22 protein-coding genes and 1 tRNA gene are annotated in these 22771 nt (G+C 70.9%); 15 read left to right on the forward strand and 8 right to left on the reverse strand.

Features of this window, described 5'->3' with window-relative positions:
- Positions 1-10 precede the first annotated feature (10 nt).
- The 4 genes from QZL85_RS10810 to guaA are packed head-to-tail and all read left to right on the forward strand — an operon-like array spanning position 11 to position 4018.
- A complete protein-coding gene (locus QZL85_RS10810; RefSeq protein WP_295576782.1) occupies positions 11-1129 on the forward strand; it encodes a GuaB3 family IMP dehydrogenase-related protein in 1119 nt (372 codons plus the stop codon).
- Position 1130: 1 nt separating this feature from the next.
- Positions 1131-1946 (forward strand): SURF1 family cytochrome oxidase biogenesis protein, encoded by an 816-nt coding sequence (locus tag QZL85_RS10815; RefSeq protein ID WP_295576643.1) that lies wholly within the window; start codon positions 1131-1133, stop codon positions 1944-1946.
- A gap of 9 nt (positions 1947-1955) precedes the next feature.
- Positions 1956-2438, forward strand: a complete 483-nt coding sequence (locus QZL85_RS10820; protein WP_295576644.1) for a DUF3817 domain-containing protein — start codon at positions 1956-1958, stop codon at positions 2436-2438.
- Positions 2435-4018, forward strand: a complete 1584-nt coding sequence (gene guaA, locus QZL85_RS10825; RefSeq protein WP_295576645.1) for a glutamine-hydrolyzing GMP synthase — start codon at positions 2435-2437, stop codon at positions 4016-4018. The genes QZL85_RS10820 and guaA overlap by 4 nt, the downstream gene beginning before the upstream one ends.
- Before the next feature lie 163 nt (positions 4019-4181).
- Here the strand turns inward: guaA and QZL85_RS10830 are convergent, their stop codons facing one another.
- Positions 4182-5102, reverse strand: a complete 921-nt coding sequence (locus QZL85_RS10830) for a Bax inhibitor-1/YccA family protein (protein ID WP_295576783.1) — start codon at positions 5100-5102, stop codon at positions 4182-4184.
- Between the two features lie 134 nt (positions 5103-5236).
- On the opposite strand from QZL85_RS10830, the gene QZL85_RS10835 reads away from it, so the two are divergent.
- The 4 genes from QZL85_RS10835 (at position 5237) to QZL85_RS10850 (ending at position 11604) form a co-directional block, all read left to right on the forward strand.
- Positions 5237-6244, forward strand: a complete 1008-nt coding sequence (locus tag QZL85_RS10835) for a glycerophosphodiester phosphodiesterase family protein (protein ID WP_295576647.1) — start codon at positions 5237-5239, stop codon at positions 6242-6244.
- A 90-nt stretch (positions 6245-6334) separates the two neighbouring features.
- On the forward strand, positions 6335-7267 hold the full coding sequence (locus QZL85_RS10840; RefSeq protein ID WP_295576648.1) for an ABC transporter ATP-binding protein: 933 nt from the start codon (positions 6335-6337) through the stop codon (positions 7265-7267).
- A complete protein-coding gene (locus QZL85_RS10845) occupies positions 7264-8346 on the forward strand; it encodes an ABC transporter permease (RefSeq protein ID WP_295576649.1) in 1083 nt (360 codons plus the stop codon). Before QZL85_RS10840 ends, QZL85_RS10845 begins: the two co-directional genes overlap by 4 nt.
- A gap of 135 nt (positions 8347-8481) precedes the next feature.
- Positions 8482-11604, forward strand: a complete 3123-nt coding sequence (locus tag QZL85_RS10850) for a S8 family serine peptidase (RefSeq protein WP_295576650.1) — start codon at positions 8482-8484, stop codon at positions 11602-11604.
- 66 nt (positions 11605-11670) lie between these two features.
- Here the strand turns inward: QZL85_RS10850 and QZL85_RS10855 are convergent, their stop codons facing one another.
- The 4 genes from QZL85_RS10855 to QZL85_RS10870 all read right to left on the reverse strand — a co-directional run bounded on the left by QZL85_RS10855 (position 11671) and on the right by QZL85_RS10870 (position 13918).
- Positions 11671-12090: a hypothetical protein gene (locus QZL85_RS10855; protein ID WP_295576651.1), complete on the reverse strand. Its 420-nt coding sequence runs from the start codon at positions 12088-12090 to the stop codon at positions 11671-11673.
- Positions 12091-12244: 154 nt separating this feature from the next.
- On the reverse strand, positions 12245-12820 hold the full coding sequence (locus QZL85_RS10860) for a DUF3618 domain-containing protein (protein ID WP_295576653.1): 576 nt from the start codon (positions 12818-12820) through the stop codon (positions 12245-12247).
- Complete coding sequence (locus tag QZL85_RS10865) at positions 12817-13230, reverse strand: phage holin family protein (protein ID WP_295576655.1); 414 nt, start codon at positions 13228-13230, stop codon at positions 12817-12819. Before QZL85_RS10865 ends, QZL85_RS10860 begins: the two co-directional genes overlap by 4 nt.
- On the reverse strand, positions 13208-13918 hold the full coding sequence (locus tag QZL85_RS10870) for a hypothetical protein (protein ID WP_295576657.1): 711 nt from the start codon (positions 13916-13918) through the stop codon (positions 13208-13210). The genes QZL85_RS10865 and QZL85_RS10870 overlap by 23 nt, the downstream gene beginning before the upstream one ends.
- Positions 13919-14126: 208 nt before the next feature.
- Between QZL85_RS10870 and QZL85_RS10875 the strand changes: the two genes are divergently transcribed.
- The 3 genes from QZL85_RS10875 to QZL85_RS10885 all read left to right on the forward strand — a co-directional run bounded on the left by QZL85_RS10875 (position 14127) and on the right by QZL85_RS10885 (position 16702).
- Complete coding sequence (locus tag QZL85_RS10875) at positions 14127-15212, forward strand: FUSC family protein (protein ID WP_295576659.1); 1086 nt, start codon at positions 14127-14129, stop codon at positions 15210-15212.
- A gap of 187 nt (positions 15213-15399) precedes the next feature.
- Entirely contained in the window at positions 15400-15789 is a 390-nt protein-coding gene (locus QZL85_RS10880; protein ID WP_295576661.1) for an ester cyclase, read from the forward strand.
- A gap of 34 nt (positions 15790-15823) precedes the next feature.
- A complete protein-coding gene (locus tag QZL85_RS10885; protein ID WP_295576663.1) occupies positions 15824-16702 on the forward strand; it encodes an aminoglycoside phosphotransferase family protein in 879 nt (292 codons plus the stop codon).
- Positions 16703-16716: 14 nt separating this feature from the next.
- Here the strand turns inward: QZL85_RS10885 and QZL85_RS10890 are convergent, their stop codons facing one another.
- From QZL85_RS10890 to QZL85_RS10900, 3 genes are all read right to left on the reverse strand, one after another.
- Complete coding sequence (locus QZL85_RS10890) at positions 16717-18006, reverse strand: MFS transporter (protein WP_295576665.1); 1290 nt, start codon at positions 18004-18006, stop codon at positions 16717-16719.
- A 63-nt stretch (positions 18007-18069) separates the two neighbouring features.
- Positions 18070-18145, reverse strand: a tRNA-Met gene (locus tag QZL85_RS10895).
- 138 nt (positions 18146-18283) lie between these two features.
- Positions 18284-18685 carry a YccF domain-containing protein gene (locus QZL85_RS10900; protein ID WP_295576667.1) on the reverse strand — a complete coding sequence of 134 codons (402 nt, stop codon included), beginning with the start codon at positions 18683-18685 and terminating at the stop codon, positions 18284-18286.
- Between the two features lie 94 nt (positions 18686-18779).
- Here QZL85_RS10900 and QZL85_RS10905 point away from each other — a divergent pair, with 94 nt between their 5' ends.
- Genes QZL85_RS10905 through QZL85_RS10920 form a run of 4 tightly spaced genes read left to right on the forward strand, consistent with a single transcriptional unit; the run spans position 18780 to position 22645 of the window.
- A complete protein-coding gene (locus tag QZL85_RS10905) occupies positions 18780-19952 on the forward strand; it encodes a PP2C family protein-serine/threonine phosphatase (RefSeq protein WP_295576668.1) in 1173 nt (390 codons plus the stop codon).
- Positions 19949-21907 carry a glycosyltransferase family 2 protein gene (locus QZL85_RS10910; protein WP_295576671.1) on the forward strand — a complete coding sequence of 653 codons (1959 nt, stop codon included), beginning with the start codon at positions 19949-19951 and terminating at the stop codon, positions 21905-21907. The genes QZL85_RS10905 and QZL85_RS10910 overlap by 4 nt, the downstream gene beginning before the upstream one ends.
- Positions 21904-22236, forward strand: coding sequence for an STAS domain-containing protein (locus QZL85_RS10915; protein ID WP_295576673.1), 333 nt, complete (start codon positions 21904-21906; stop codon positions 22234-22236). The genes QZL85_RS10910 and QZL85_RS10915 overlap by 4 nt, the downstream gene beginning before the upstream one ends.
- Positions 22226-22645, forward strand: a complete 420-nt coding sequence (locus QZL85_RS10920) for an ATP-binding protein (RefSeq protein ID WP_295576675.1) — start codon at positions 22226-22228, stop codon at positions 22643-22645. Before QZL85_RS10915 ends, QZL85_RS10920 begins: the two co-directional genes overlap by 11 nt.
- Positions 22646-22771 lie beyond the last annotated feature (126 nt).

The following is a 22771-nucleotide window of genomic DNA, read 5'->3' on the forward strand; positions in this document are numbered from 1 at the left end:
GGGGGTGACCATGGAGATCGAGCTCGGCCGCGCCAAGCGTGCCCGCCGCGCATATGCGTTCGACGACATCGCGGTCGTGCCCTCCCGGCGCACGCGCAACCCCGAGGACGTGTCGACGGCGTGGTCGATCGACGCCTTCGGCTTCGGGATCCCCGTGCTCGGGGCGCCCATGGACTCCGTCATGAGCCCCCGCACCGCGATCATGCTGGGCCAGCTCGGCGGGCTCGGCGTCCTCGACCTCGAGGGCGTATGGACGCGCTACGACGACCCCGAGCCGCTGCTCGCCGAGATCGCCGGGCTCCCGACGGATGCCGCGACCTCGCGCATGCAGGAGCTCTACTCCGCGCCCATCAAGCCGGAGCTCGTCCGGGCCCGTCTCGCCGAGATCCGCGCGGCCGGCGTCACGGTCGCCGGCGCCCTCACCCCGCAGCGCACGCAGGAGCTCTACGAGACCGTCGTCGCCGCGGGCGTCGACCTCTTCGTCATCCGCGGGACCACCGTCTCGGCCGAGCACGTCTCGAGCGTGTCCGAGCCGCTGAACCTCAAGAAGTTCATCTACGACCTCGACGTCCCCGTCATCGTCGGCGGTGCGGCCACCTACACGGCCGCCCTGCACCTCATGCGCACCGGCGCCGCAGGCGTCCTGGTCGGGTTCGGCGGCGGCGCCGCCTCCACGACGCGCGCAACCCTCGGCATCCACGCCCCCATGGCGACGGCCGTCGCCGATGTCGCCGGCGCGCGCCGCGACTACCTCGACGAGTCCGGCGGGCGGTACGTGCACGTCATCGCCGACGGCGGCGTCGGCACCTCCGGCGACATCGTGAAGGCGCTCGCGATGGGCGCGGATGCCGTCATGCTCGGCGTGGCCCTCGCCCGCGCGACCGACGCGCCCGGCGGCGGGTTCCACTGGGGCCCCGAGGCCCACCACGCGAAGCTGCCCCGCGGAACGCGGGTCGAGGTCGGACAGGTCGCCCCGCTCGAGGAGATCCTCTACGGACCGGCCCCGGTCGCCGACGGCACCGCGAACCTCATCGGCGCGCTCCGCAAGTCGATGGCGACGACCGGCTACTCCGACCTCAAGGAGTTCCAGCGGGTCGAGGTCGTCGTCGCCCCGTACACCTTCGGCTGAGATGAGCTCTGCCGGCCCCGAGGTCTTCCCGCCGACCCTGCGCGAGGTCATGCTGCGCCCCTGGTGGCTCGGGATGCTGGCCTTCGCTCTGCTGCTCGCCGCCGTGTTCGCGTGGCTCGGGCAGTGGCAGCTCTCGAGTGCGCTGGACACGGCGCCCGTCGATCCCGGCGCCACCGAGAACGTGCGGCCGCTCGAAGACGTCGCGACGCCCGGCGCCTACCTGCCGGACCCCCTGGTGGGTCAGAAGGTCGCGGTCACGGGGTCGTTCGTCGCCGGCGACTTCGTCGTCGTGTCCTCGCGCTACAACGACGGGGCGGCCGGCTTCTGGGTGACCGGCCAGCTGCGCATCACGGAGGCTGCCGCCCCGACCGCCCTCGCCGTCGCCGTCGGCTGGACCGCGGACCGGGACGACGCGGAGGACACGGCATCCGCTCTGAACGACGACCCCCCGCAGGACGTCGATCTGACCGGCAGGATCATCTCCGACGAAGGGCCCGCCCTGCCGCGTCCGGGAGCACCCGCCGCCGAGATGACGCGGATGTCGCCGGCGGCGCTCCTCGGCGTGTGGCACGACGTCGACGGACTCGCGGTCTACCGCGGCTACCTCACGGCGGCGGAGCCGCTCGGCGGCCTCACCGCCATCCACTCCCCGGCGCCGGAGGAGAGCGGCGGGGTCAACTGGCTGAACGTCTTCTACGCCGTCGAGTGGGCCATCTTCGCGGGCTTCGCGTTCTACATGTGGTACCGCCTCGCACGGGATGCGTGGGAGAAGGAGATCGAGGCCCTCGAGGAGAGCCCGGTTCCAGCCGGAGACTAGACTTGAGGCATGCCTCAGCCCAAGCTCGCCACCTTTCCGGCGATCCGCGGAGCGCTGAAGTTCTACCAGGTCGCGTCGGTCATCACCGGCGTCATGCTGCTGCTGCTGTGCGCCGAGATGATCGTGAAGTACTTCCTGAAGTACGAGCTGTTCCTCGGCGGGGCCGGCGGCTTCCTGTGGTTCGCGCAGGTGGACGCCTTCGGCGAGTCCACCGGCGACGGGATCAATCTGTCGCTCCTCATCCTCATCGCGCACGGCTGGTTCTACGTCGTGTATCTCTTCGCGTGCTTCCGCGTGTGGAGCCTCATGCGCTGGGGCTTCGTGCGGTTCGTGATGCTCGCCCTCGGCGGCATCGTCCCGCTGCTGTCGTTCTTCATGGAGCTGCGCGTCGCGCGTGAGGTGCGGGCGTACCTCGCACAGCGCGAAGCGTCCGAGCGTGAAGCCGCCCTGACCTCCGAATCCACCCCGATCCCGACGGAGAACATCCGGTGACCAGCCAGACCGAGACCGCCCAGCGGCCCGTCCTCGTCGTCGACTTCGGCGCGCAGTATGCGCAGCTGATCGCGCGCCGCGTGCGCGAAGCCGGCGTCTACAGCGAGCTCATCCCGCACACCGCGACGGCGGCCGAGGTCGCCGAGCGCAACCCCGTGGGCATCATCCTCTCCGGCGGGCCGTCCTCCGTCTACGAGCCCGGCGCTCCCTCGCTCGACCCCGGCGTGCTCGAGCTGGGCATCCCGACCCTCGGCATCTGCTACGGCTTCCAGGTGATGGCGCAGCAGCTCGGCGGCGAGGTCGCCAACACGGGCCTCCGCGAGTACGGCGCCACCGACGCGACGCTCGCCGGCGACGGCGGCGTGCTGCTGGGCGGTCAGCCCGCCGAGCAGAACGTCTGGATGAGCCACGGCGACCAGGTCGCCAAGGCCCCCGAGGGCTTCGACGTGCTCGCATCGACCGCCGCGACGCCCGTCGCCGCGTTCGGCAACGCCGAGCGGAACCTCTACGGTGTTCAGTGGCACCCCGAGGTCAAGCACTCCGACCACGGGCAGAACGTCCTGGAGAACTTCCTGCACAAGGCGGCGGGCCTCCCCGCCGACTGGAACAGCGGCAACGTCATCGCCGAGCAGGTCGAGAAGATCCGCGCCCAGGTCGGGTCGAGCCGCGTCATCTGCGGCCTCTCCGGCGGTGTGGACTCCGCCGTGGCCGCGGCGCTCGTGCACAAGGCCGTCGGCGACCAGCTCGTCTGCATCTTCGTCGACCACGGCCTCCTCCGGAAGGACGAGCGCGAGCAGGTCGAGCAGGACTACGTCGCCTCCACCGGCGTCCGCCTCGTGACCATCGATGCGCGCGACCAGTTCCTCGCAGCGCTCGCCGGCGTCAGCGACCCGGAGCAGAAGCGCAAGATCATCGGCCGCGAGTTCATCCGCACGTTCGAGCAGGCCGAGGCCGCCCTCGTCGCGGAGGCCGCCGCCGACGGCGAGCCCATCCGCTTCCTCGTGCAGGGCACCCTGTACCCCGACGTCGTCGAGTCGGGCGGGGGAGCGGGCACCGCGAACATCAAGAGCCACCACAACGTCGGGGGCCTGCCGGAGGACCTGCAGTTCGAGCTCGTCGAGCCGCTGCGGACCCTCTTCAAGGACGAGGTGCGCGCGATCGGGCGCGAACTGGGGCTTCCCGAGGTGATCGTCGGCCGCCAGCCGTTTCCGGGGCCCGGTCTCGGGATCCGGATCGTCGGTGAGGTCACCGCTGACCGCCTCGCGATTCTGCAGGATGCCGACGCCATCGCCCGCGAGGAGCTGACCAAGGCAGGCCTGGACGACGAGATCTGGCAGTGCCCCGTCGTGCTGCTGGCCGACGTGCGCTCGGTCGGCGTCCAGGGCGACGGCCGCACCTACGGGCACCCCATCGTGCTGCGCCCGGTCTCCAGCGAGGACGCCATGACGGCGGACTGGACCCGCCTGCCATACGACGTCCTGTCGAAGATCTCCAACCGCATCACGAACGAGGTCCGCGAGGTCAACCGGGTCGTGCTCGACGTCACGTCGAAGCCCCCGGGGACCATCGAGTGGGAGTGAGCTGAGCCGACCGGCTCCGCAAAATCGCCCCTTCCGGACAAGAGCGGGGACCCCTACCCCGATTGCCCGGAAGGGGCGATTTCGCTGCGCCTGCGTCGTTCGCGGCTGATGACGACGGAAGGGCCGCCCGGCGTACCGGACGGCCCTTCTCGAGGAGTGGATGTCAGTTGCTGCCGCGGACGATCGCGATCATGCGCAGGATCTCGACGTACAGCCAGACGACCGTGACCATGATGCCGAAGGCGCCGAGCCAGCCGAACTGACGCGGGGCGCCGTTGCGGACACCCTGCTGGATCTGGTCGAAGTCCAGCACGAGCGAGTACGCCGCCATGATGACCACGAGGACGCCGATGATGAGGCCCAGCGGGATGCCGGCGACCTTGGCGCTGTAGAGGCCGAACGCCTGGTCCTGCGGCAGGACGTTGGTCCACATGAGCACGAGGTTGAGAAGCGAGAACACGAGGTAGCCGACCATCGCGATCATGAAGATCTTCGTGGCCTTGGCCGAGGCGCGGATCTTGCCGCTCGCGAACAGCGCCAGCGTCACACCGACCACCGAGACGGTCGCCAGGGTCGCCTGCATGACGATGCCCGGCCACATGATCTCGAAGAACGCCGAGATCCCGCCGATGAAGAGGCCCTCGAACGCCGCGTAGGCGAAGATCAGCGCGGGGCGGATCTTCTTGCGCGACGTGAAGGTGATGACCAGCGCGAGCACGAAGCCGCCGAGCGCGCCGACGATCCACGGCACCATCGTGAAGGCCTGGTTCGGGTCGCCCGTGATGCCGAACGAGCCGCCGAGCGTCCACAGCCACCCGACGACCGCCGTGACCAGCAGGATGCCGAACAGGGCGAACGTCTTGATGACGGTGTCCTCGACGGTCATGCGACCGGTCTCGAGCGATCCCGCCGGCGGGGCGGCGAACATGCCCTCGAGCTGTGCGTTCGCGGCGACGTCCGCGCCCTGGTGGGCCGCGGTGGCGTACTGCGTCGTGGCGCCCGCCTGCTGCGCCGTGGGAGGGGTCAGTCCCGGCCGCTGCTCTTTGAAGGCCGGGTTGTTGAATGCGAAGTTGCCGGAGGCCATGGTCTCTCTCACTCCAAAATCGGGTCACAGCGCGGTGCTGTGGATTACAGGGTATCGGACACGGTTCTCGCGGTGACAGTGCAGCCTGTGAGAGCGCTACGAACCGCTGGGATCGCGGCGGGTAGCCTGGAACGATGCCCCGCCGCAGACCCCTCGTGATCGGTCATCGCGGCGCGCCCGGGTACCGCCCCGAGCACACCCGCTCGTCCTACGATCTGGCACTCGAGCTGGGCGTCGACGCCGTCGAGCCCGACGTCGTCGTCACGAAGGATCACGTCCTCGTCGTGCGGCACGAGAACGAGATCGGCTCGACGACCGACGTCGCCGCGCACCCCGAGTTCGCCGACCGCCGCACGACGAAGACGATCGACGGGGCCGAGATCACGGGCTGGTTCACCGAGGACTTCACGTGGGACGAGCTCACGACGCTGCGGTGCCGAGAGCGGCTCCCGCAGCTGCGCCCCGCGAGCGCGAGCTTCGACGGCGAGCAGCCGCCGCTGCGGCTGCTCGACGTGCTCGACATCGTGCGCCGGGCGTCGCTCGAGCAGGGCCGGGAGATCGGTGTCGTGCTGGAGATCAAGCACGCGACGTACTTCGCGGGGCTCGGGGTCGACGTCGCGAGCCTGGTCGCCGCGGAGCTCCGGGCGAGCGGCTGGGCCGACGGCGAGCTGCCGCTGGTGCTCGAGTCGTTCGAGTCGACGGTGCTGACGCAGCTGCGCGAGCACGGCATCCGCGGGTCGTACATCTACCTCTTCGAGTCGGCCGGCCGCCCGTACGACCTCGTCGCCGCGCACGGTCGCGACGCCCCGACCTACAAGGCGCTGGCCACCCCGGCCGGACTGGACGGGCTCGTCGGGTCGATCGACGGGATCAGCCTCGACAAGCGGATGATCCTCGCGCCCGACCGTCGCGGCCGCGCCACCGGACCGGCGCCGATCGTCGCCGATGCGCACGCCCGCGGCCTCCGGGTCTTCACCTGGACGTGCCGGCCGGAGAACACGTTCCTCCTGCCGTCGTTCCGGCACGGGCGGGACAAGGCCGCGCTCGGCGATTACGAGGCCGAGTGGCAGGTCATCGCGGATGCCGGCGTGGACGGCGTCTTCGTCGACCACCCCGATCTGGGCCGGGAGTTCTTCGCCTGATCACGCGGGCGCAGAGGCCCGTCGTCCGGCGGATCGGGCACATGCCGCGACGTTCATGCATGGGCCACAGCAAACCCCTAAGGTGAGCGCATGAGCACCCCTGGCATCGTCGCGCGCGGAGTCAAACGGTCCTTCGGGAACGTCCACGCGGTCCGCGACGTCACACTCGAGGCGCGCGAGGGCGCCGTCACCGGCCTCGTCGGCCCGAACGGGTCGGGCAAGACCACGCTGCTGCTGATGCTGGCATCCCTTCTCCAGCCCGACGCCGGCGAGCTGCGGATCGGCGGCATCGATCCGATCGCCGACCCGGCCGGTGCGCGGGCCCTGCTCGGCTGGATGCCGGACGCGCTCGGCGCGTGGCAGACCCTCACCGCGCGCGAGACCATCGTGACGACCGGGCGTCTCTACGACCTGGACAAGGACCGCGCCGCCGCCCGCGCAGCCGAGCTGCTGAGCACCGTCGGCCTCGAGGACCTCGCCGACGCACCCGCCCGCGTCCTCTCCCGCGGCCAGAAGCAGCGCCTCGGGCTCGCCCGCGCGCTCGTGCACGACCCGCGCGTCCTGCTCCTCGACGAGCCCGCGTCGGGCCTGGACCCGCAGGCGCGCATCGACCTGCGCGTGCTGCTGCGCCGGCTCGCCGCCGAGGGCCGCACGATCCTCATCTCCAGCCACATCCTCTCCGAGCTCGAGGAGGTGGTCGACGACGCCGTCTTCCTGATCCAGGGCGAGACGGTCAGCTCCGAGCGCGTCGCCGCCGCGGCGGCCCGGGGCCGGATGTGGCGGCTGCGCCTCGCCGACCGGGACGCCACCGCCGCCGCCCTGCCGGTCGCCCAGGCGCTGGGATGGGACGTGAACCACATCCCGATCGAGCGGCGCGACCTGCTGCTGCACTTCGCCTCCGACGCGGACGCCGCCTCCGGGGTCGCCGCCCTCGTGCGCGCCGGCCTTCCGGTCGCCGAGTTCAGCGCCGCCACGGGCCTCCTCGAACACACCTTCCTCGACCTCGAAGGGGGCGCGCGATGAATCTCGCGAGACTGTGGGCCATCGCCCGGCTCGAGCTCGTCCAGCGGATGCGGACGGTGTCGTGGTTCGTCCTGCTCGGCATCTTCGCGGCCCTGCTCGCGGGTGTGACGCTGCTGTCGTTCTTCGCGTTCCAGCGCACCGACCAGAGCGGCGCCGCGATCTACTCGACGGTCGTCTACATCACGCTGCTGCTCGTGATCCTCGTCTCGCCGACCCTGAGCGGCAACAGCATCAACGGCGACCGGGACGCGGCGACCCTCGCGCCCGTGCAGGTCACTCTCGTGACGACCGGTGAGATCCTCCTCGGGAAGTTCCTCGCCGCCTGGATCACCGGCCTCGCCTTCGCGGTGGTCGCCGCCCCGTTCCTCGTCATCGCGACCTTCGCCGGCGGCGTGCAGGCCGGGACGGTCCTCGCCTCCCTGGTGATCCTGATCGTGGAGACGGGCATCATCGCCGCGATCGGCATCGCGATCAGCGGCATCCTGCCCCGCCCGCTGTTCTCCGTCGCCGCCACGTACCTCGTCGTCGCCGCGCTCGCGATCGGCACGGTCATCGGCTACGGGCTCGTCGGCGCCAGCATCACCTCGGAGGCGACGAACTCCTACCGCACCGCCGAGTACGACCCCTCGACGGGCAACCCGGAGTGCAAGGACGGCTCCGAGAAGTGCTGGGGCAACCCCGAGGACATGGTGTGCGGCGACTGGCAGGTGGACACCTGGCATGTGCCGCGCTTCGACTATGTCTGGTGGATGCTGGCGGCGAACCCGTTCGTCATCCTCGCCGACGCCACACCCACCCAGTTCGACGGGCAGGGCAACGCCGTCGACGCCTTCGGGATGGTGAAGTACGGCGTGCGCTCCGCCCAGCTGCCGCCCGATCTCGATCAGCGCTGGGACGAGTGCGCGCCGTACGAAGAACAGATGATGCCCACCGCACGCGAGGTCATCGGCAAGACCGTGCCGAGCTGGTTCGTCGGGCTCGGCGTCCAGATCGCCCTGGCCGCGGCGCTGCTGTGGTGGGCCTGGGCGCGCACCCGCACGCCCGCGCGGCATCTGCCGCCCGGAACGCGCATCGCGTGAGCACTCCCCGTCCTCGAAGATGAGAGCCTTCTCATCTTCAGAGGGCTATCGTCGGCTGTCGGTCGATGCATAGCCTCCTATGAGCCTCTGCACACGAAGCGGAGGTAGTGCCCTGCACGGAAAGGCGGTTCCCTTTTGCACCGACGAATCCTGGCGGCAGCCGGCGTCATCGCGCTCTCGCTGCCCACCTCCGCGGCTTTCGCCGCGACAACCGACGACGATCCGTCGTCGCGCTTCACCCAGACGGAATCCAGTGGTCGCATCGACTCGAGCTTCCGCTCGGCCGCGCTCGACGCGGACGGCCGTGTCACCGTCGTCATCGAGATGGCGGGCGACCCCGTCGCCGTCGTCCAAGCCGAGAAGGGTCGCGAACTCACCTCGACTGAGCGCTCGTCCGTCAAGGGCAAGCTGAAGAAGGCCCAGGACTCGATCCGCGGCTCGATCACCGGCAAGGGCGGCAAGATCCAGGCGCAGATGCAGTCCGCGTACAACGGCTTCCAGGCCTCCGTGCCCGCCGCCCAGCTCGACGCCGTCGCCGAGCTCCCCGGCGTCGTGGCCATCCACCCCGTGCGCACCTACGAGCTCGACAACGCCGTCTCCGTGCCGTACCTCGGCGTTCCGCAGGTCTGGGAGAACACCGGCTACACCGGCGAGAACGTCAAGGTCGCCATTCTCGACACCGGCATCGATTACACCCACGCCACCTTCGGGGGCCCCGGCACCGTCGCGGCGTTCGAAGCGGCCGAGGCCACCTCGACCCAGCCCGCCAACCCCGCGCTGTTCGGTCCGGCCGCGCCGCGCGTGAAGGGCGGCATCGACCTCGTCGGCGACGCCTACGACGCCGGCGGATCCGGCGCCGCCCTGACGCCCGTTCCCGACACCAACCCGCTGGACTGCCAGGGGCACGGCTCGCACGTCGCCGGCACCACGGCCGGCAGCGGCGTCCTCGCCGACGGCTCCACGTACGACGGCGCCTACGACTCGACGACGTCGTCGAACTCGTTCCGCGTGGGTCCCGGTGTCGCACCTGAGGCAGACCTCTACGCGGTCCGCGTCTTCGGCTGCGAGGGATCGACGGATGTCGTCGTCCCGGCCATCGACTGGGCTGTCGCCAACGGCATGGACGTCATCAACATGTCGCTGGGCTCCTCCTTCGGTCGCGGGGATGACCCCGACGCCGTCGCCGCCTCCAACGCGGTGGGTGCCGGCGTCGTCGTCGTCGCCTCCGCCGGCAACTCCGGCCACAACCCGTACCTGACCGGTTCGCCGGGCACGGGTGACGGCGTCATCGCGGTCTCTGCGGTGGACAGCTCGGAGAGCTTCCCCGGCGCGACGATCACCGTGAACGGCACAGCCGTCGAGGCGATCAACGCGAACGGCGCCTCGCTCGCCGGCATCGGCGCCCTCACGGTCGTCCGTCTCGCCGACGACCCGGCCACCGCGGGTGAGAACGAGGCCCTCGGCTGCTCGGTCGCGGCCTTCACCAAGGCCGGAATCGTGGCGGGCGGCAACCAGCTGGCCGTCATGCAGCGTGGCACGTGCGCCCGGGTCGCGAAGGCGATCTACGCGCAGCAGGCCGGCGCCGCCGCGGCTGTGATGGTCAACTCCGACAACACCCTGCCCCCGTACGAGGGCATGATCACGTCGAACCCCGACGACGGCACGCCGTACGTCGTGACGATCCCGTTCCTCGGAGTCCGCGCCTCGAGCAGCGCCACTCTCGTGGCGGGTGCCACCGCGACCCTCGCGGCGGCGCAGATCGCCAACCCCGGGTTCCGCGGCTACGCGTCGTTCACCTCCTCGGGTCCCCGCAGCGGTGACAGCGCGATCAGCCCCGACGTCGCGGCGCCGGGCGTCTCGATCGCGTCGGCGGATGTCGGCTCCGGCAACGGAGCGGCCATCATGTCGGGCACGTCGATGGCGGCCCCGCACGTCGCGGGTGTCGCGGCGCTGTCCGTGCAGGCGCACCCCACGTGGTCGGCCTCGCAGGTCTCGGCAACCATCGTCTCGACGGCTGACCCGGAGAAGGTCGCCGGGCAGAGCCTCACCATCGGCGGCGTCGGCCTCGTCGACACGGCCCAGGCCGTCGCGACGACCGTCACGGCGACCGGTGATGCGTTCCGCACGGAGAGCGGCTGGGCGCGCGAGTCGGCGCTGAGCTTCGGCTTCCAGGAGTCGCCGGTCGGCTTCGGTGGCGTGAAGACGGTGACCGTCCGCAACGACGGCAAGCAGGCCGTCACCTACCAGGTGACGACCACGCCGTCCGCGGCATCGCAGAAGGCCAAGGTGAACGTCAGCGCCAAGTCGGTGACCGTCCGCCCCGGCAAGTCGGTCAAGCTGCTGGTGACGGTCGCGGCCCTCGCGAAGGACATCCCGACGTCGAACGCCGGTGACGACCAGTTCTCGTTCTACGAGATCTCGGGCGACATCGTGCTGACGGCGCCGAAGTCCACGCTGCGGGTGCCGTACTTGCTCGTCCCGCGCTCGAACAGCACGGTGTCGGCGACCACGAAGGGCCCCTGGGTCACCAAGGGCCAGAAGGTCACCGACGGCACGAAGCAGGTCACGCTGCGCAACACGCGCGGTGCACTCGACGCGGACGCCGACTTCTACACGTGGGGTCTGTCCGACGCGAAGGATGCCACGAAGTCCCTTCCGGACAACGGCTACGACATCCGCGCCGCCGGCGTGCAGTCGTTCCCCGTGGCCGGCGGCGACCACCTGGTCGTCTTCGCGCTGAACACGCACCATCGCTGGTCCAACGCGGCGAGCAACGAGTACGACGTCATCATCGACACGGATCAGGACGGCGAGCCGGACTGGATCGTGCTGTCGTACGACTCCGGTGCCGTGCGCGCGGGTGACAACGACGGCCTGGCCGAGACGTTCCTCGTGAACGCCAAGACCGGTGCCCTCTACCCGAGCGGGTTCCTCACCACCGCCCCGACCGACAGCAGCACCCTGCTGCTGCCGGCCTACGCGAGCGACCTCGGGATCACGGGCGAGTTCGACTACACGGTGCAGACGTTCGGCATCTCCGGCGGCGAGGACGCGGCGTCCACCTGGGCGACCTACGACCCGACCGCTCCGGCGATCAGCAACGGCCAGTACGAGACCGTCCCGCGGCGCGGCAGCGTCACGGTGCCCGTCGACGTGGATGCTGCGGCGTACGCCGCGCAGAAGCCGCTGGGCAGCATGATCGTGGTGCTCGACAACAAGTCGGGCTCCGACGAAGCGGTGCTCGTCAAGATCAAGTAGGACAGATGCAGTGAGGGCCGGGCGCGCGAGCGCCCGGCCCTCATCGCGTGTGCGGGCTGCGCGCGCTCAGCGCTCGCAGAGCTTGGGCGCGTCGCCGGTGCCGAACCGGTAGTCGTAGCGGACGCCGTCCACCTCGACGACCACGCGCATGCCGTCGACGATCGCCTGCGTGTAGGACTGCCCCGGCTGGGCACACCCGAGCGCGCCGTCGTTGAACGTCACGGCTTCGGCGGAGACGACCTCCGGAGTCCCGGTCACGCCACGGGATTCGAGGTCGGCGACGAGCGCCGACCAGCGCGCATCGGGGACCGTGATCGGGGTGCCGGTCGGCGCCATCGGGGTGGTCGTGATGAACGGGGGGCGGCTCGAGCCGGAGGGCGAGCCGGGGGAGGCGTCGTCGGACATGGGGCTCCCTGCGCAGGCGGTGAGGGCGAGTATCAGCAGTGCGGTGGCGGATGCCGCGACCATGTGACGTCTCGTGCGCATGGCGCCTCCCTCTCAGCTGCTCGCGTGACCGCACCAGCGTATGGCTGGGCCCTGCGAAACGGCGGGGAGTTTCCGGCATCCGCCACCCGTCTCCTGCTCGAGGCGGCGGGACGCGGGGCGGGTGTCCCCGCCCCGCCCCGCGCGTCGTTGCGCGTCAGCCGTTGCTGAGGTGCTCGCGCGACTGCTGCGCCTGGTCGGAGACGGTGTCCGCGGCGTCGGTCGCCTCGCTCTTGACCGTCTCGACGGCCTCGGTCGCGCGGTCCTTGACGGCCGCGGCTGCCTCCTGGGCCGGCTGCTTGAGGTCGCCCGCGACCTCCTTGGCCACGCTCGCCACTTCATCCACGAGCGGCTGCGCGGTGTCCTTGACCGACTCGGCGAGCTCCTTCTCCTTGCGGGAGGCGGGGATCAGCGACGAGACGAGGAGGCCGAACCCGAAGGCGATGAGGCCGACGGCGAGGGGCGCGCCCTCCGCCTTGACCTTGACGTCGTGGGCGACGTCCGCGGCCCCGTGGGCGAGGCCGGACGCGGCCGACGACGCCGACGACGACGCGTCATCCGCGGCCCCCATCACACGCTCGCGCACGGACACGAACGCCCCGCGCACCTTGTCGGCCTGGCGCTGCGCGATCTTGGACGGGGTGACCTTGTCGGCGAGGGCGTCGACGTCCTGGCCGAGTTCCTCACGGGTGCGCTCGATGTCGGCGCGGATCGCTTCGGGTGAATCGCTCATCGGTTCTCCTCATTTCTCTTGAATGCTTCCGGGATCTCCTGGAGCGTCTCCACGGTCTGCGGAGCGCCCTTGACTTCCTGCAACTGCTTGCGGCCGACGGCGTACAGCACGGCGGCGATGATGGCCCACAAGACGGCGACGACGACACCGGACCAGCCCGCGCCGATCAGGTCCGACAGGGCGGCCCAGAGCGCTATGGACAGGAACAGCACCGTCATGGATGCCGCGTACCCGGCGCCGCCCAGAAGGCCCGCACCCTTGGCGGATGTCGTCGCCGTCTCCTTCAGCTCCGCCTTCGCGAGCGCGAGCTCCTGGCGCATGAGCGTCGAGAGGTCGCGTGTCACCTCGCCCAGCAGGTCGCCGAGCGACGTGTCGGCGGCGCGCCGCTCAGACGGAGTCGTATCGCTCATCCGACACCCCCTGTCCGGTGCCACCGAGGCGGGACTCGGACGCCGAGAACACCGGGGTCTGCTCCGCGTAGCTCGGCGTCCTCTCCACGACCGGCGTCGGCGGGACGATGGTGACGTTCGACGGGAGGGCAGGCTTCGCGGTCGCCGCGGTCGCATCGGACTGGTCCTTCGCGTTTGCGGCGAGGGCGCGGGTGAGTCGCCCGACGAGGACGCCGGCGACGAGTGCGCCGCCGATGAATGCCCCCGGACGACGTCGCGCGAACGCCTTGACATCCGTCATGACCGCCGAGGGGTCGCGGCTGCTCAGCCACGTGGCCGCCCCGGAGACCCGCTCGGACACCTTCTGGACGAGATCGCCGGCGATGCCGCCGCCGTCGGAGGTGCGGGCCATCGAGCCGAGCTGGTCGCCGAGCGCGCTCAGCCCGGTCGCGATGCGCTCCTGCTGCTTCGACGCCTGGTCGGCGATCTCGTCACGGGCCTGGTGATAGAGGTCGGTGACCTGCGCCTTGGTCTCGTGCGCGACCGACGCCGCTTCATCCTTCGCCGTCCCCGCGACATCCTTCGCCGCACCGGTGGCGGTGTCCTTCAGGTCGGCGGCTTCCTGCTTCGCGGTGTCGACGACGTGCGACTCTCCGCTCCGCGTCTCCTGGGACTCACCGGCGCCCATGGCGTAGCTGCCATCTGACATGGTCTCTCCTTCGATCGGGGCCCCACCGGGTTTCAGTGGGGTCACCCCGGTCTACGCGTCCCGTGAGGAGTGACTGAGGGGCTTGCGTCGAGCGCAGGTATGTGGCACACGCGCCCGAGGCGTGACGGCGCCTCGGATCGCCCCGACCGACCACGGTCGCGGCGTCAACCCCCTCGGGGCGGTGTGCGCACCGGGATACCGTGACGCCATGGCCCGATCTCCTTTCGCCGCGCGTCGCCGCCGCGTGGCGGGCGCAGTGCGCACCGCACGCGGCGAGGTGTTCGCAACCTCGCGGCTCGTGCTCGCGCTGAAGACCGCGATCGCTGCGGCGGTCGCCTGGTATCTCGCGCCGCTTGTGCCGTTCGCCGATGCGGAGTACTCCTACTACGCGCCCCTCGGCGTGCTCGTGGCGATGTACCCGACCGTCGTGGACTCGGCGCGATCAGGGCTCCTTGCGCTCGTCGGGCTCGCCTGCGGCATCGCGCTGGGACTCGGCGGGCTCGGGCTCGTGGCTCTCGGGGCGCCCGGGATCGTCGCGGTCGCCGTCGTCGTGGGCGTCGGTGTCGCCGTCGGCGGCATCCGCGCTCTCGATGCCGGGCGGGACTGGATCGCGATCGCCGGGCTGTTCGTGTTGCTGCTCGGCGGCCGCGAGACCGAGGAGTTCTCGAGCTCCTATATCGCGACGATGGCCTTCGGCGTGCTCGTGGGTGTCGTGGCGAACCTCCTCCTCTTCCCGCCCGTGTACCTCCGCGAGGCGGCGGAACGCCTGTCCGAGTTGCGTGGCGACCTCGAAGCCGAGTTGCGGCTGATGGCCGACATGGTGGACGCCGGACGAGTCGATGGCGACCGGCTGGCGCGGGCCAGCGACCACCTGGCCGCCCTGGCCGCCGCGGTCGCCGACGATGTGCACGAGGCAGCCCGAAGCCGACGGGCCAACCCGCGCGCACGGCGCCTCGATGATCTCGATGAGGAGAACGAACGACGGTGGTGGGCGCTCGAGCGATCGGCCTTCCTGACCCGCGACATCGCGGACATGCTCGCCCATCACGCAGGTCTGGTCGACAACTCGGCGGGCCCCCTCGCCCACGCGCTGCGCCGGACGGCGGACGTCGTCGCCACGCCGCTCGGCGATCCGGCGGCTGAGCCGCGCCTGGATGAGGCCCAGGCCGCAATCGATGCGTACACCGCCACCGTGCCCCACGACGCCGAGCGCCGCCTCTCGAGCCTGCGGCCGGAGCTGGCCGTCGCCGCGGCCCTCGGTCGCCTGACCGAGATCTCGCGACCGTTCGTCTGAGGCGCCGACCCCGCAGGTGCGGCGCGTGGCCGGCTCGGGGTCCACACCCCCGTCGAGAAACCGCTTCGGGCATGAGAAACCACACCCGGAGCGGTTTCTCATGCTGGATGTGGTTTCTCGCGCCCGCGGCCCGGCGCGCGTGGCCGCGCGGGCCGGGCGGGGGACGCGCGGCGCGGATAATGGGCGGGTGGAGCCGTGGGAGATGCGTGAGTGGCACGCCGAGTACCTCGACGCGTGCAACCGCCACGACCTCGACGCGATCCGCTCGTTCATCGATCCGTCCGTGCGCCGCGCGCACCTGCCGGGCGGCGCCGATGCCTTCATCGCCGACATGGCCGACCTCTTCCACGCGTTCCCGGACTGGCGGTGGCGGCGCATCCAGCTCATCGCCGAGGACGACCGCCTCGCGGTGCATCTGCGCGGCGGCGGTACGCACCTGGGCGCGTTCCGCGGCATCCCGGCGACGCGGCGGCACGTCAACGTCGCCGAGTTCGCGATGTACCGCGTGCAGAAGGGCCGCATCGCGGAGGCCACCGGCACCGACACCGGCGAGCTGCTGGCCCAGATCGGGGGATGACCCGGTGCCACGCCCGGGCGCCAGACTGGTCGTCATGACGATCGACGAGGCGCTCGTGACACGGCTGGTGTCGGAGCAGTTCCCGCAGTGGCGGGGGCTTCCCGTCCGTCAGGTCCGCCCGGGCGGCTGGGACAACCGCACCTTCCGCCTCGGCGACGACCTGCTGGTCCGCCTGCCCAGCGCCGATGGCTACGCCGCGGCGGTCGCGAAGGAGCAGCGCTGGCTCCCGGTGATCGCCACCGGGGTGCCGTTCGAGATCCCGGAACCGGTCGGGCTCGGCACGCCGACGGCGGACTTCGAGCGCCCGTGGTCGGTCTACCGCTGGATCGAGGGGGTGCCGGCCGGCGAGGCGGGCATCGGTGACCTGGATGCGTTCGCCGCCGACGTCGCTCGGTTCCTGGCCGCGCTCGCCGCAGTGGACGCGTCCGGCGGACCGGCGGCGGGCCCGCACAGCTTCTGGCGCGGCGCGCATCCGCGGGTCTACGAGCAGGACGTGACGCGTTCGCTCGACGCACTGACGGGGCGGATCGACAGCGCGGCGGCGCGGGCGGTGTGGGATGCCGCGCTGCGAACGGAGATCGCAGACCCGCCGGTCTGGTTCCACGGCGACATCGCGCCGGGCAACCTCCTGCTCCGGGACGGGCGTCTCCGCGCCGTCATCGACTTCGGTACCTCGGGCGTCGGGGATCCGGCATGCGATCTGGCGATCGCGTGGACGATGTTCGACGATTCGGCCCGGGCGGTGTTCCGCGACGGCCTGCCGTGGGATGACGCCGTGTGGGCGCGCGGTCGCGCCTGGGCGCTGTGGAAAGCGCTCCTGCTGCTGGCGGACGGCACCGGATCCCACAACCCCGAAGCGGAAGCGCGCAGTGCGCGCGTCGTGGTCGAGAGGATCCTCGCCGAAGCGCCCTGATCGGCCCCGCATCCTCAGGTCGGCGCTGCAGAGTCCTCATCGTCGCGCGCCGCGCGCACCCGTGAGCCGATCGCGATCGCGAATGCCACCGCGAACAGGCCGACGGCGATGAGCAGCGAGGAGCGCTCGCCGAGCAGGGTGGCCGCGCTTCCACCGGCGATGGCGCCGACGGCCCCGAGGGTCCGGTTGGCGGACCGCATCGTGGCATTGACGCGCCCGAGCAGCCCGTCGGGCGTCACGGCCTGGCGGAGGCTCATCTCGTTGGCATTCTCGAGCCCGCCGGCGAAACCCTGGAGGATCATGCCCGCGAAGACGAGAACCGCGGCGATGGCGGCGGGGCGCGCTGACCCGCCCGCAGGAGCGGACGTGACCAGCATCCACGCGACCGGATAGAGCGCACGGCCGACCGTGATCGTCGAACCCGAACCGAGACGAGCGCCGACGCGCGGGGCGAGCGTCGCACCGAGGAGGTTCGCCAGCCCCGCCCCCGCGAACAGCAGCCCGTACAGGAGGGGGGAGAAGCCCAGGGTGCGCAGCGCGAACACCGTGAAGATCGTCAGCGCGGCGGCGTTCGCGATGAACCACACGTGTGTGGACCACGCGAGAGGCGCGAGGACCGGATGCCGGTAGACCCAGCGCAGTCCCTCCGCCATCTCGCGCCGGACGGATCGCCGCGTCACCGCCCGCGGTTCTCTTTCCGTCAGACGCAGTCCGGAGATCAGCACGGCATCGATGACATAGGTGACGGCGTCGACGGCGATCGCGAGAGGGGCGCCGATCCAGCCGACCAGGGCGCCGCCGAGGGCGGGTCCCGCCGTCTGTCCCACCGCCTCGGCCTGATCCAGTCGCGCGTTCGCGGCGCGAAGCGCCCGCCGCTCGACGATCTGCGGCAGAAGCGACTGGGTGGCGGCGAACCCGAAGACGGAGAACGCGCCGAAGAGGAGGAGCAGGACGACCAGCATCCAGATCGGCAACAGCCCGGCGACCCACATCGCGGGGATGAGCGCGAGGCTCACCGCGCGGCCGACGCTCGCCCACACCAGCATGCGCTGACGCTGCCACCGGTCGACGAAGACGCCGGCGAAGAGCCCCAGCACGGCATAGGGAACGAACTGGGCGGCGTTCACGATCCCGACCTCGAACGCGTTCGCGCCCAGGACCGCGACTACGAGCACGGGGAGCGCGACCGACGTCAGTGCGGTGCCGAACGCGCCGACGGCGATCGCGGAGAAGTACCGGGCGAACGCGCGATTGCCGAACGACGCCGGACGTCGATCGCCCGCGCCCTCGCCGTTGTTCGACACCAGGGCATCATCGCATCAGGGCGGTGCCACGGAGTGCACGGCCAGGACTCTGCGGGCTGTCAGTGGACGCGACGGCGGGAGTCGAACCCGCAACGCAACCGGGTATGAACCGGTGCCCGGGACCACCCGGACCGCCGCGATGGATCGACGCTAACCCGGACCTGCGACCCCCGCACAAGCCGTGACACGGGGTGTCGCATCGTGACGCCGTGTTGCGGCATCCCGTGCCCAGCGACGACTCGTGATGACCAGCGGCGGGCGACCCCGCCCTACGGGATCAGCGCACCGGGCGGTCGAACGCGCCCTGACGCGTCGAGACGATGTCCTTGCCGAGTGGCATGAGCGAGATCGGGATCATCTTGAAGTCGGCGAGGGCGAGCGGGATGCCGATGATGGTGATGAACAGCGCGATTCCGGAGAGCAGGTGCCCGATCGCCAGCCAGATCCCGGCGAGCACGACCCAGATGACGTTGCCGATGAACGAGCCGACACCGGCGCCGGGCTTGTCGACGATCGTGCGGCCGAACGGCCACAGCACGTAATTCGCCGTCCGGAAGGATGCGATCGCCCACGGAATCGTGATGATCGGGATGCAGAGCAGCACTCCGGCCGCGACGTAGCCGAGGAACAGCCAGAATCCAGCCAGGACCAGCCAGATGATGTTCAGCAGAGTGCGCATGCATCCATTCTCGCGCGTACCGTCGCGCTCGCTCTCGCTACGTCGCACGGCACGTCGACTTGCCAGCATCCGGCGTCCATACCAGGGTGCTTGTATGGCCTTTGTGGAGCAGGACGTCGACAGCGAGACGGCGCGGCAGCGAGCCCTCGAGGCACTCGACATCCTCGACGCCCCCCGCGACGAGCGCGTCGACCGCATCACGCGACTCGCGCACGAGTTCTTCGACGTGCCCATGGTCAGCGTCTCGCTGCTCGATCGCGATCGGCAGTGGCGACTGTCGGAGTACGGGTTCGATGGCGAGCGCGAGGCGCCGCGTGCCGACTCGTTCTGCGACGCCACCGTCGGCAAGGGCAGCATGCTCGTCGTCGAGGATGCCGCGGCCGACGCCGACTTCGCCACGAGCCCGTTCGTGACCGGCGACCCGCACCTGCGGTTCTACGCCGGCCAGCCCTTGGAGGCGCCCGGCGGGGAGACCGTCGGGACGCTGTGCATCGTCGACACCAAGCCGCGCCAGCTCAGCGCGGCGCAGCGCGTCCTGCTGCGCGAACTCGCCTCGTGGGTGCAGGCCGAGATCGCGCGGGAGCACGAACTCGACCACGCGGTGGTCGTGCAGCGCGCGCTGCTGCCGCGCCGCACCCCCCGGATGCCGGGGTACACGCTGGCGGCCACCGCCGTCGCATCCGGCCATGTCATGGGCGACCTGTACGACTGGGAGCTCCACGGCGACCGCCTCCGGCTGACGCTCGCCGACGTCATGGGCAAGGGGATCGGCGCGGGGATGGTGGCGGCGGGCGTCCGCGCGTCGTTGCGCACGGCGCCCGAGCGCTCGCTCCTCCACGCTGTGCGCGACGTCGACCGGATGCTGGCGCAGGACCTCGAAGACCTGCACATGTTCGTGACGGCCCTGCACGCCGACGTCGAAGCCGCGACCGGCCGCGTCACGTTCGTGGATGCCGGCCACAGCCTGGCCTTCATCCTCCGCCGTGACGACACGTGGGAGCCACTGCGCTCGACGGGACTGCCGCTCGGGATGGGCATCGACGAGGAGCGCTCGGCGGGGGAGGCCTTCCTCGAGCCCGGCGACATCCTCATGTGCTGCAGCGACGGGCTGCTGGACGTGCTCGACCCCGATGACCCGTTCGGGCACGTGCAGCGGACCCTCCGGGAGGCGGGGCCTGCCGGGGCGGTCGCGGAAGCAGCGCGCATCGCCCGAGCGTCCAAGGCGCCCGACGACGTCACCGTCGTCGTCGTGAGGCGCGACGCATGACGGCGCGCTTCGTCGTCATCCGCATCCTCGCCCTCCTGTCGGTGCTGCTCGGCGTCAACTACGTCGCGTGGCGGTGGCTGGCCTCGGTGAACTGGGAGGCGTGGTGGATCGCGGTTCCGCTCGTCATCGCCGAGACCTACAGCCTCATCGACACGATCCTCTTCGCGCTGACGATGTGGCGCGCCCGCGACCGCCCTGCGCCGCGCTCGGCGCCCACGGGCACGGCCGACGTCCTCATCACCACCTACAACGAACCGGTCGAGATGGTGATGGCGACCGCGGTAGCCGCGCAGCGGATCCGCTATCCGCACGAGACGTGGATCCTCGACGACGGGGCGCGGCCCGAGATGGAGGCGGCCGCTCGCGCGGCGGGTGTCGGCTACGTCACCCGCTCCGATGACTGGGTCGGCAAGCCGCGGCATGCCAAGGCCGGCAACCTCAACAACGCCCTGATGCAGACCGACGGCGAGTTCCTCCTCATCCTGGACGCCGACCAGGTGCCGGACCCGCACATCCTGGACCGCACGCTGGGCTATTTCGCCGATGACCCTGAGGTCGCCCTCGTGCAGACCCCGCAGTGGTTCGTGAACGTCGACGACGCCGATCCGCTCGGCAGTCAGGCGCCGCTCTTCTACGGTCCGATCCAGCAGGGCAAGGACGGCTGGAACGCCGCGTTCTTCTGCGGCTCCAACGCCGTGCTGCGCCGGGACGCGCTCATGCAGCTCGGCATCGTCGGGTACGTCCGCAACCTCGAGCAATCCGTCACGACCGCGCTGCGCGCCGCCCGGCGGATGCTGCAGCGCGCGGTCGCCGATCGCTCGGCTCCGCCGGAGGTCACCGCCGAGCTCGTCCGTCTGCAGGCCGTCGTCGAGCGCGCTCGGTCGGACGCGGCATCGGGCACGCCGATCGCGGACGTCACCTACGGCGTGCACAGCGCCATCCAGGATTCGTCGCGACGGCTCGTCGCATCCGATCTCCAGGCCGCACGAGCCGACCTCACCGCGATCGCCGAGCTGCCCGTGCAGCACGACGCCGAGCTCGACGCGTTCATCGTGGACGAGACCGCCCTGGACGCGCTCGCGGTGCGCGAGCTCTCGCCCCTCGGTGCGGTGGCCGCCGTCGACGCGCTGATCGAGGCGCTGCGCATCGACCGCCCCGACGAGGCGCAGCCGGTGCAGCCCCTCGCGACCATCTCGATCACCGAGGACATGGCCACCGCGATGCAGCTGCACTCGCTGGGGTGGCGCAGCGTCTACCACCACGAGATCCTCGCCCACGGCCTCGCACCCGAAGACCTGCGGACGATGCTGAAGCAGCGGCTGCGGTGGGCGCAGGGGACGATGCAGGTCCTGCTGCGCGACAATCCGCTCACGAAGAAGGGCCTCGCCGGCGGGCAGCGGCTCATGTACTTCGCGACGATGTGGAGCTACCTGTCCGGCTTCGCCGCGATCGTCTACATCGCCGCGCCCATCATCTACCTGCTGCTCGGCGTGCTCCCGGTGACGGCGTGGTCGGTCGACTTCTTCGCGCGCTTCCTGCCGTACTTCCTGATCAATCAGCTGCTGTTCGTCGTGGTCGCGAAGGGGATCCGCACCTGGCGCGGGCAGCAATACTCCCTCGCCCTGTTCCCGATCTGGATCAGAGCCTGCACGACGGCGTTCTCGGATGTCGTCCTCGGCAAGTCGCTGACCTTCGTGGTCACGCGGAAAGACGGCCGCGCGGCGGGCGGCCCGCCCTGGCGGGAGATCTGGCCCCAGCTGACGGCCATGGCTCTGCTGGCCGTCGCCCTGGTCGTCGGCGTCGGTCGGGTCATCGTGGGGACGGGCGACGGCACCGGCACACTGGTGAACTCCATGTGGGTGCTCTACGACCTCGCGGTGCTGAGTGTCATCATCCAGGCCGTGCGGTACCGCGGCTACACCCCCCGGACGCTCGACGAGAGGGCAGAAGTATGAACATCACCGTCCGCACCGTGAACGGCGCGGCCGTCGTCGCGGTGTCCGGCAGGCTCACCGCGACGGGGGCGCCCCGGCTGCGTCAGGCCGTGGACGACGCCGTCGCCGCCGGCACGCCTCGCGTCGTGATCGACATGAGCGACACGGAGTTCATCGACTCCTCCGGCATCGGCGCCCTCATCGGGGGGCTCAAGTCGACACGGCTCGCGGACGGCGACCTGCGCATCGCGGCTGTCCCCGAAGCGGTGCGCCGGGTCCTCAAACTCACGAACCTCGACCGCGTGCTCCGTGAGTACCCGGCGGCGGAAGCCGCGTTCGATGAGCAGTGACGCGATCGCCGACGTCTACCTCGAGGGTCCCGCCGACCTGACCCTCGTCGACGCCGTGCACGATGCCCTCGCGGACCTCTGGAGCCGGGTGCCGGAGGTGTCGGACGAGGATCGGATGCTGTTCGCCCTGGCCGTCAGCGAGGTCGCCACGAACGTGGTCGAGCACGCCGAAGGGCCCGAGCATCCCACCGTCACGATCCGGCTCGAGGTGGACGCCACGACGTTGACCGCCGTCATGACAGACGACGCCGATCCCGCGCTCATCCGACTCGATCGGGTGACGATGCCGGGCGAGGATGCCGAATCGGGCCGTGGCCTGGCGCTCGCGCTCGCCGCCCTGGACGACCTGCAGCACGATCCCACCCACGGCAACGTGTGGCTGCTGCGCCGGCGGCGCCGCGACGTCTGACCGCCCGGCGGCATCGTCGGTCCCGCGTCGGGTTCACCCGCGGCGCTGAGAAACCACTTCGGGCATGAGAAACCATGCCTCGCGGTGTTTCTCGCGCTGGATGTGGTTTCTCAGCGCGGTCGACCC

The organism is uncultured Microbacterium sp., assembly GCF_900078385.1.
In the GTDB taxonomy this organism is placed as follows: Bacteria; Actinomycetota; Actinomycetes; order Actinomycetales; family Microbacteriaceae; genus Microbacterium.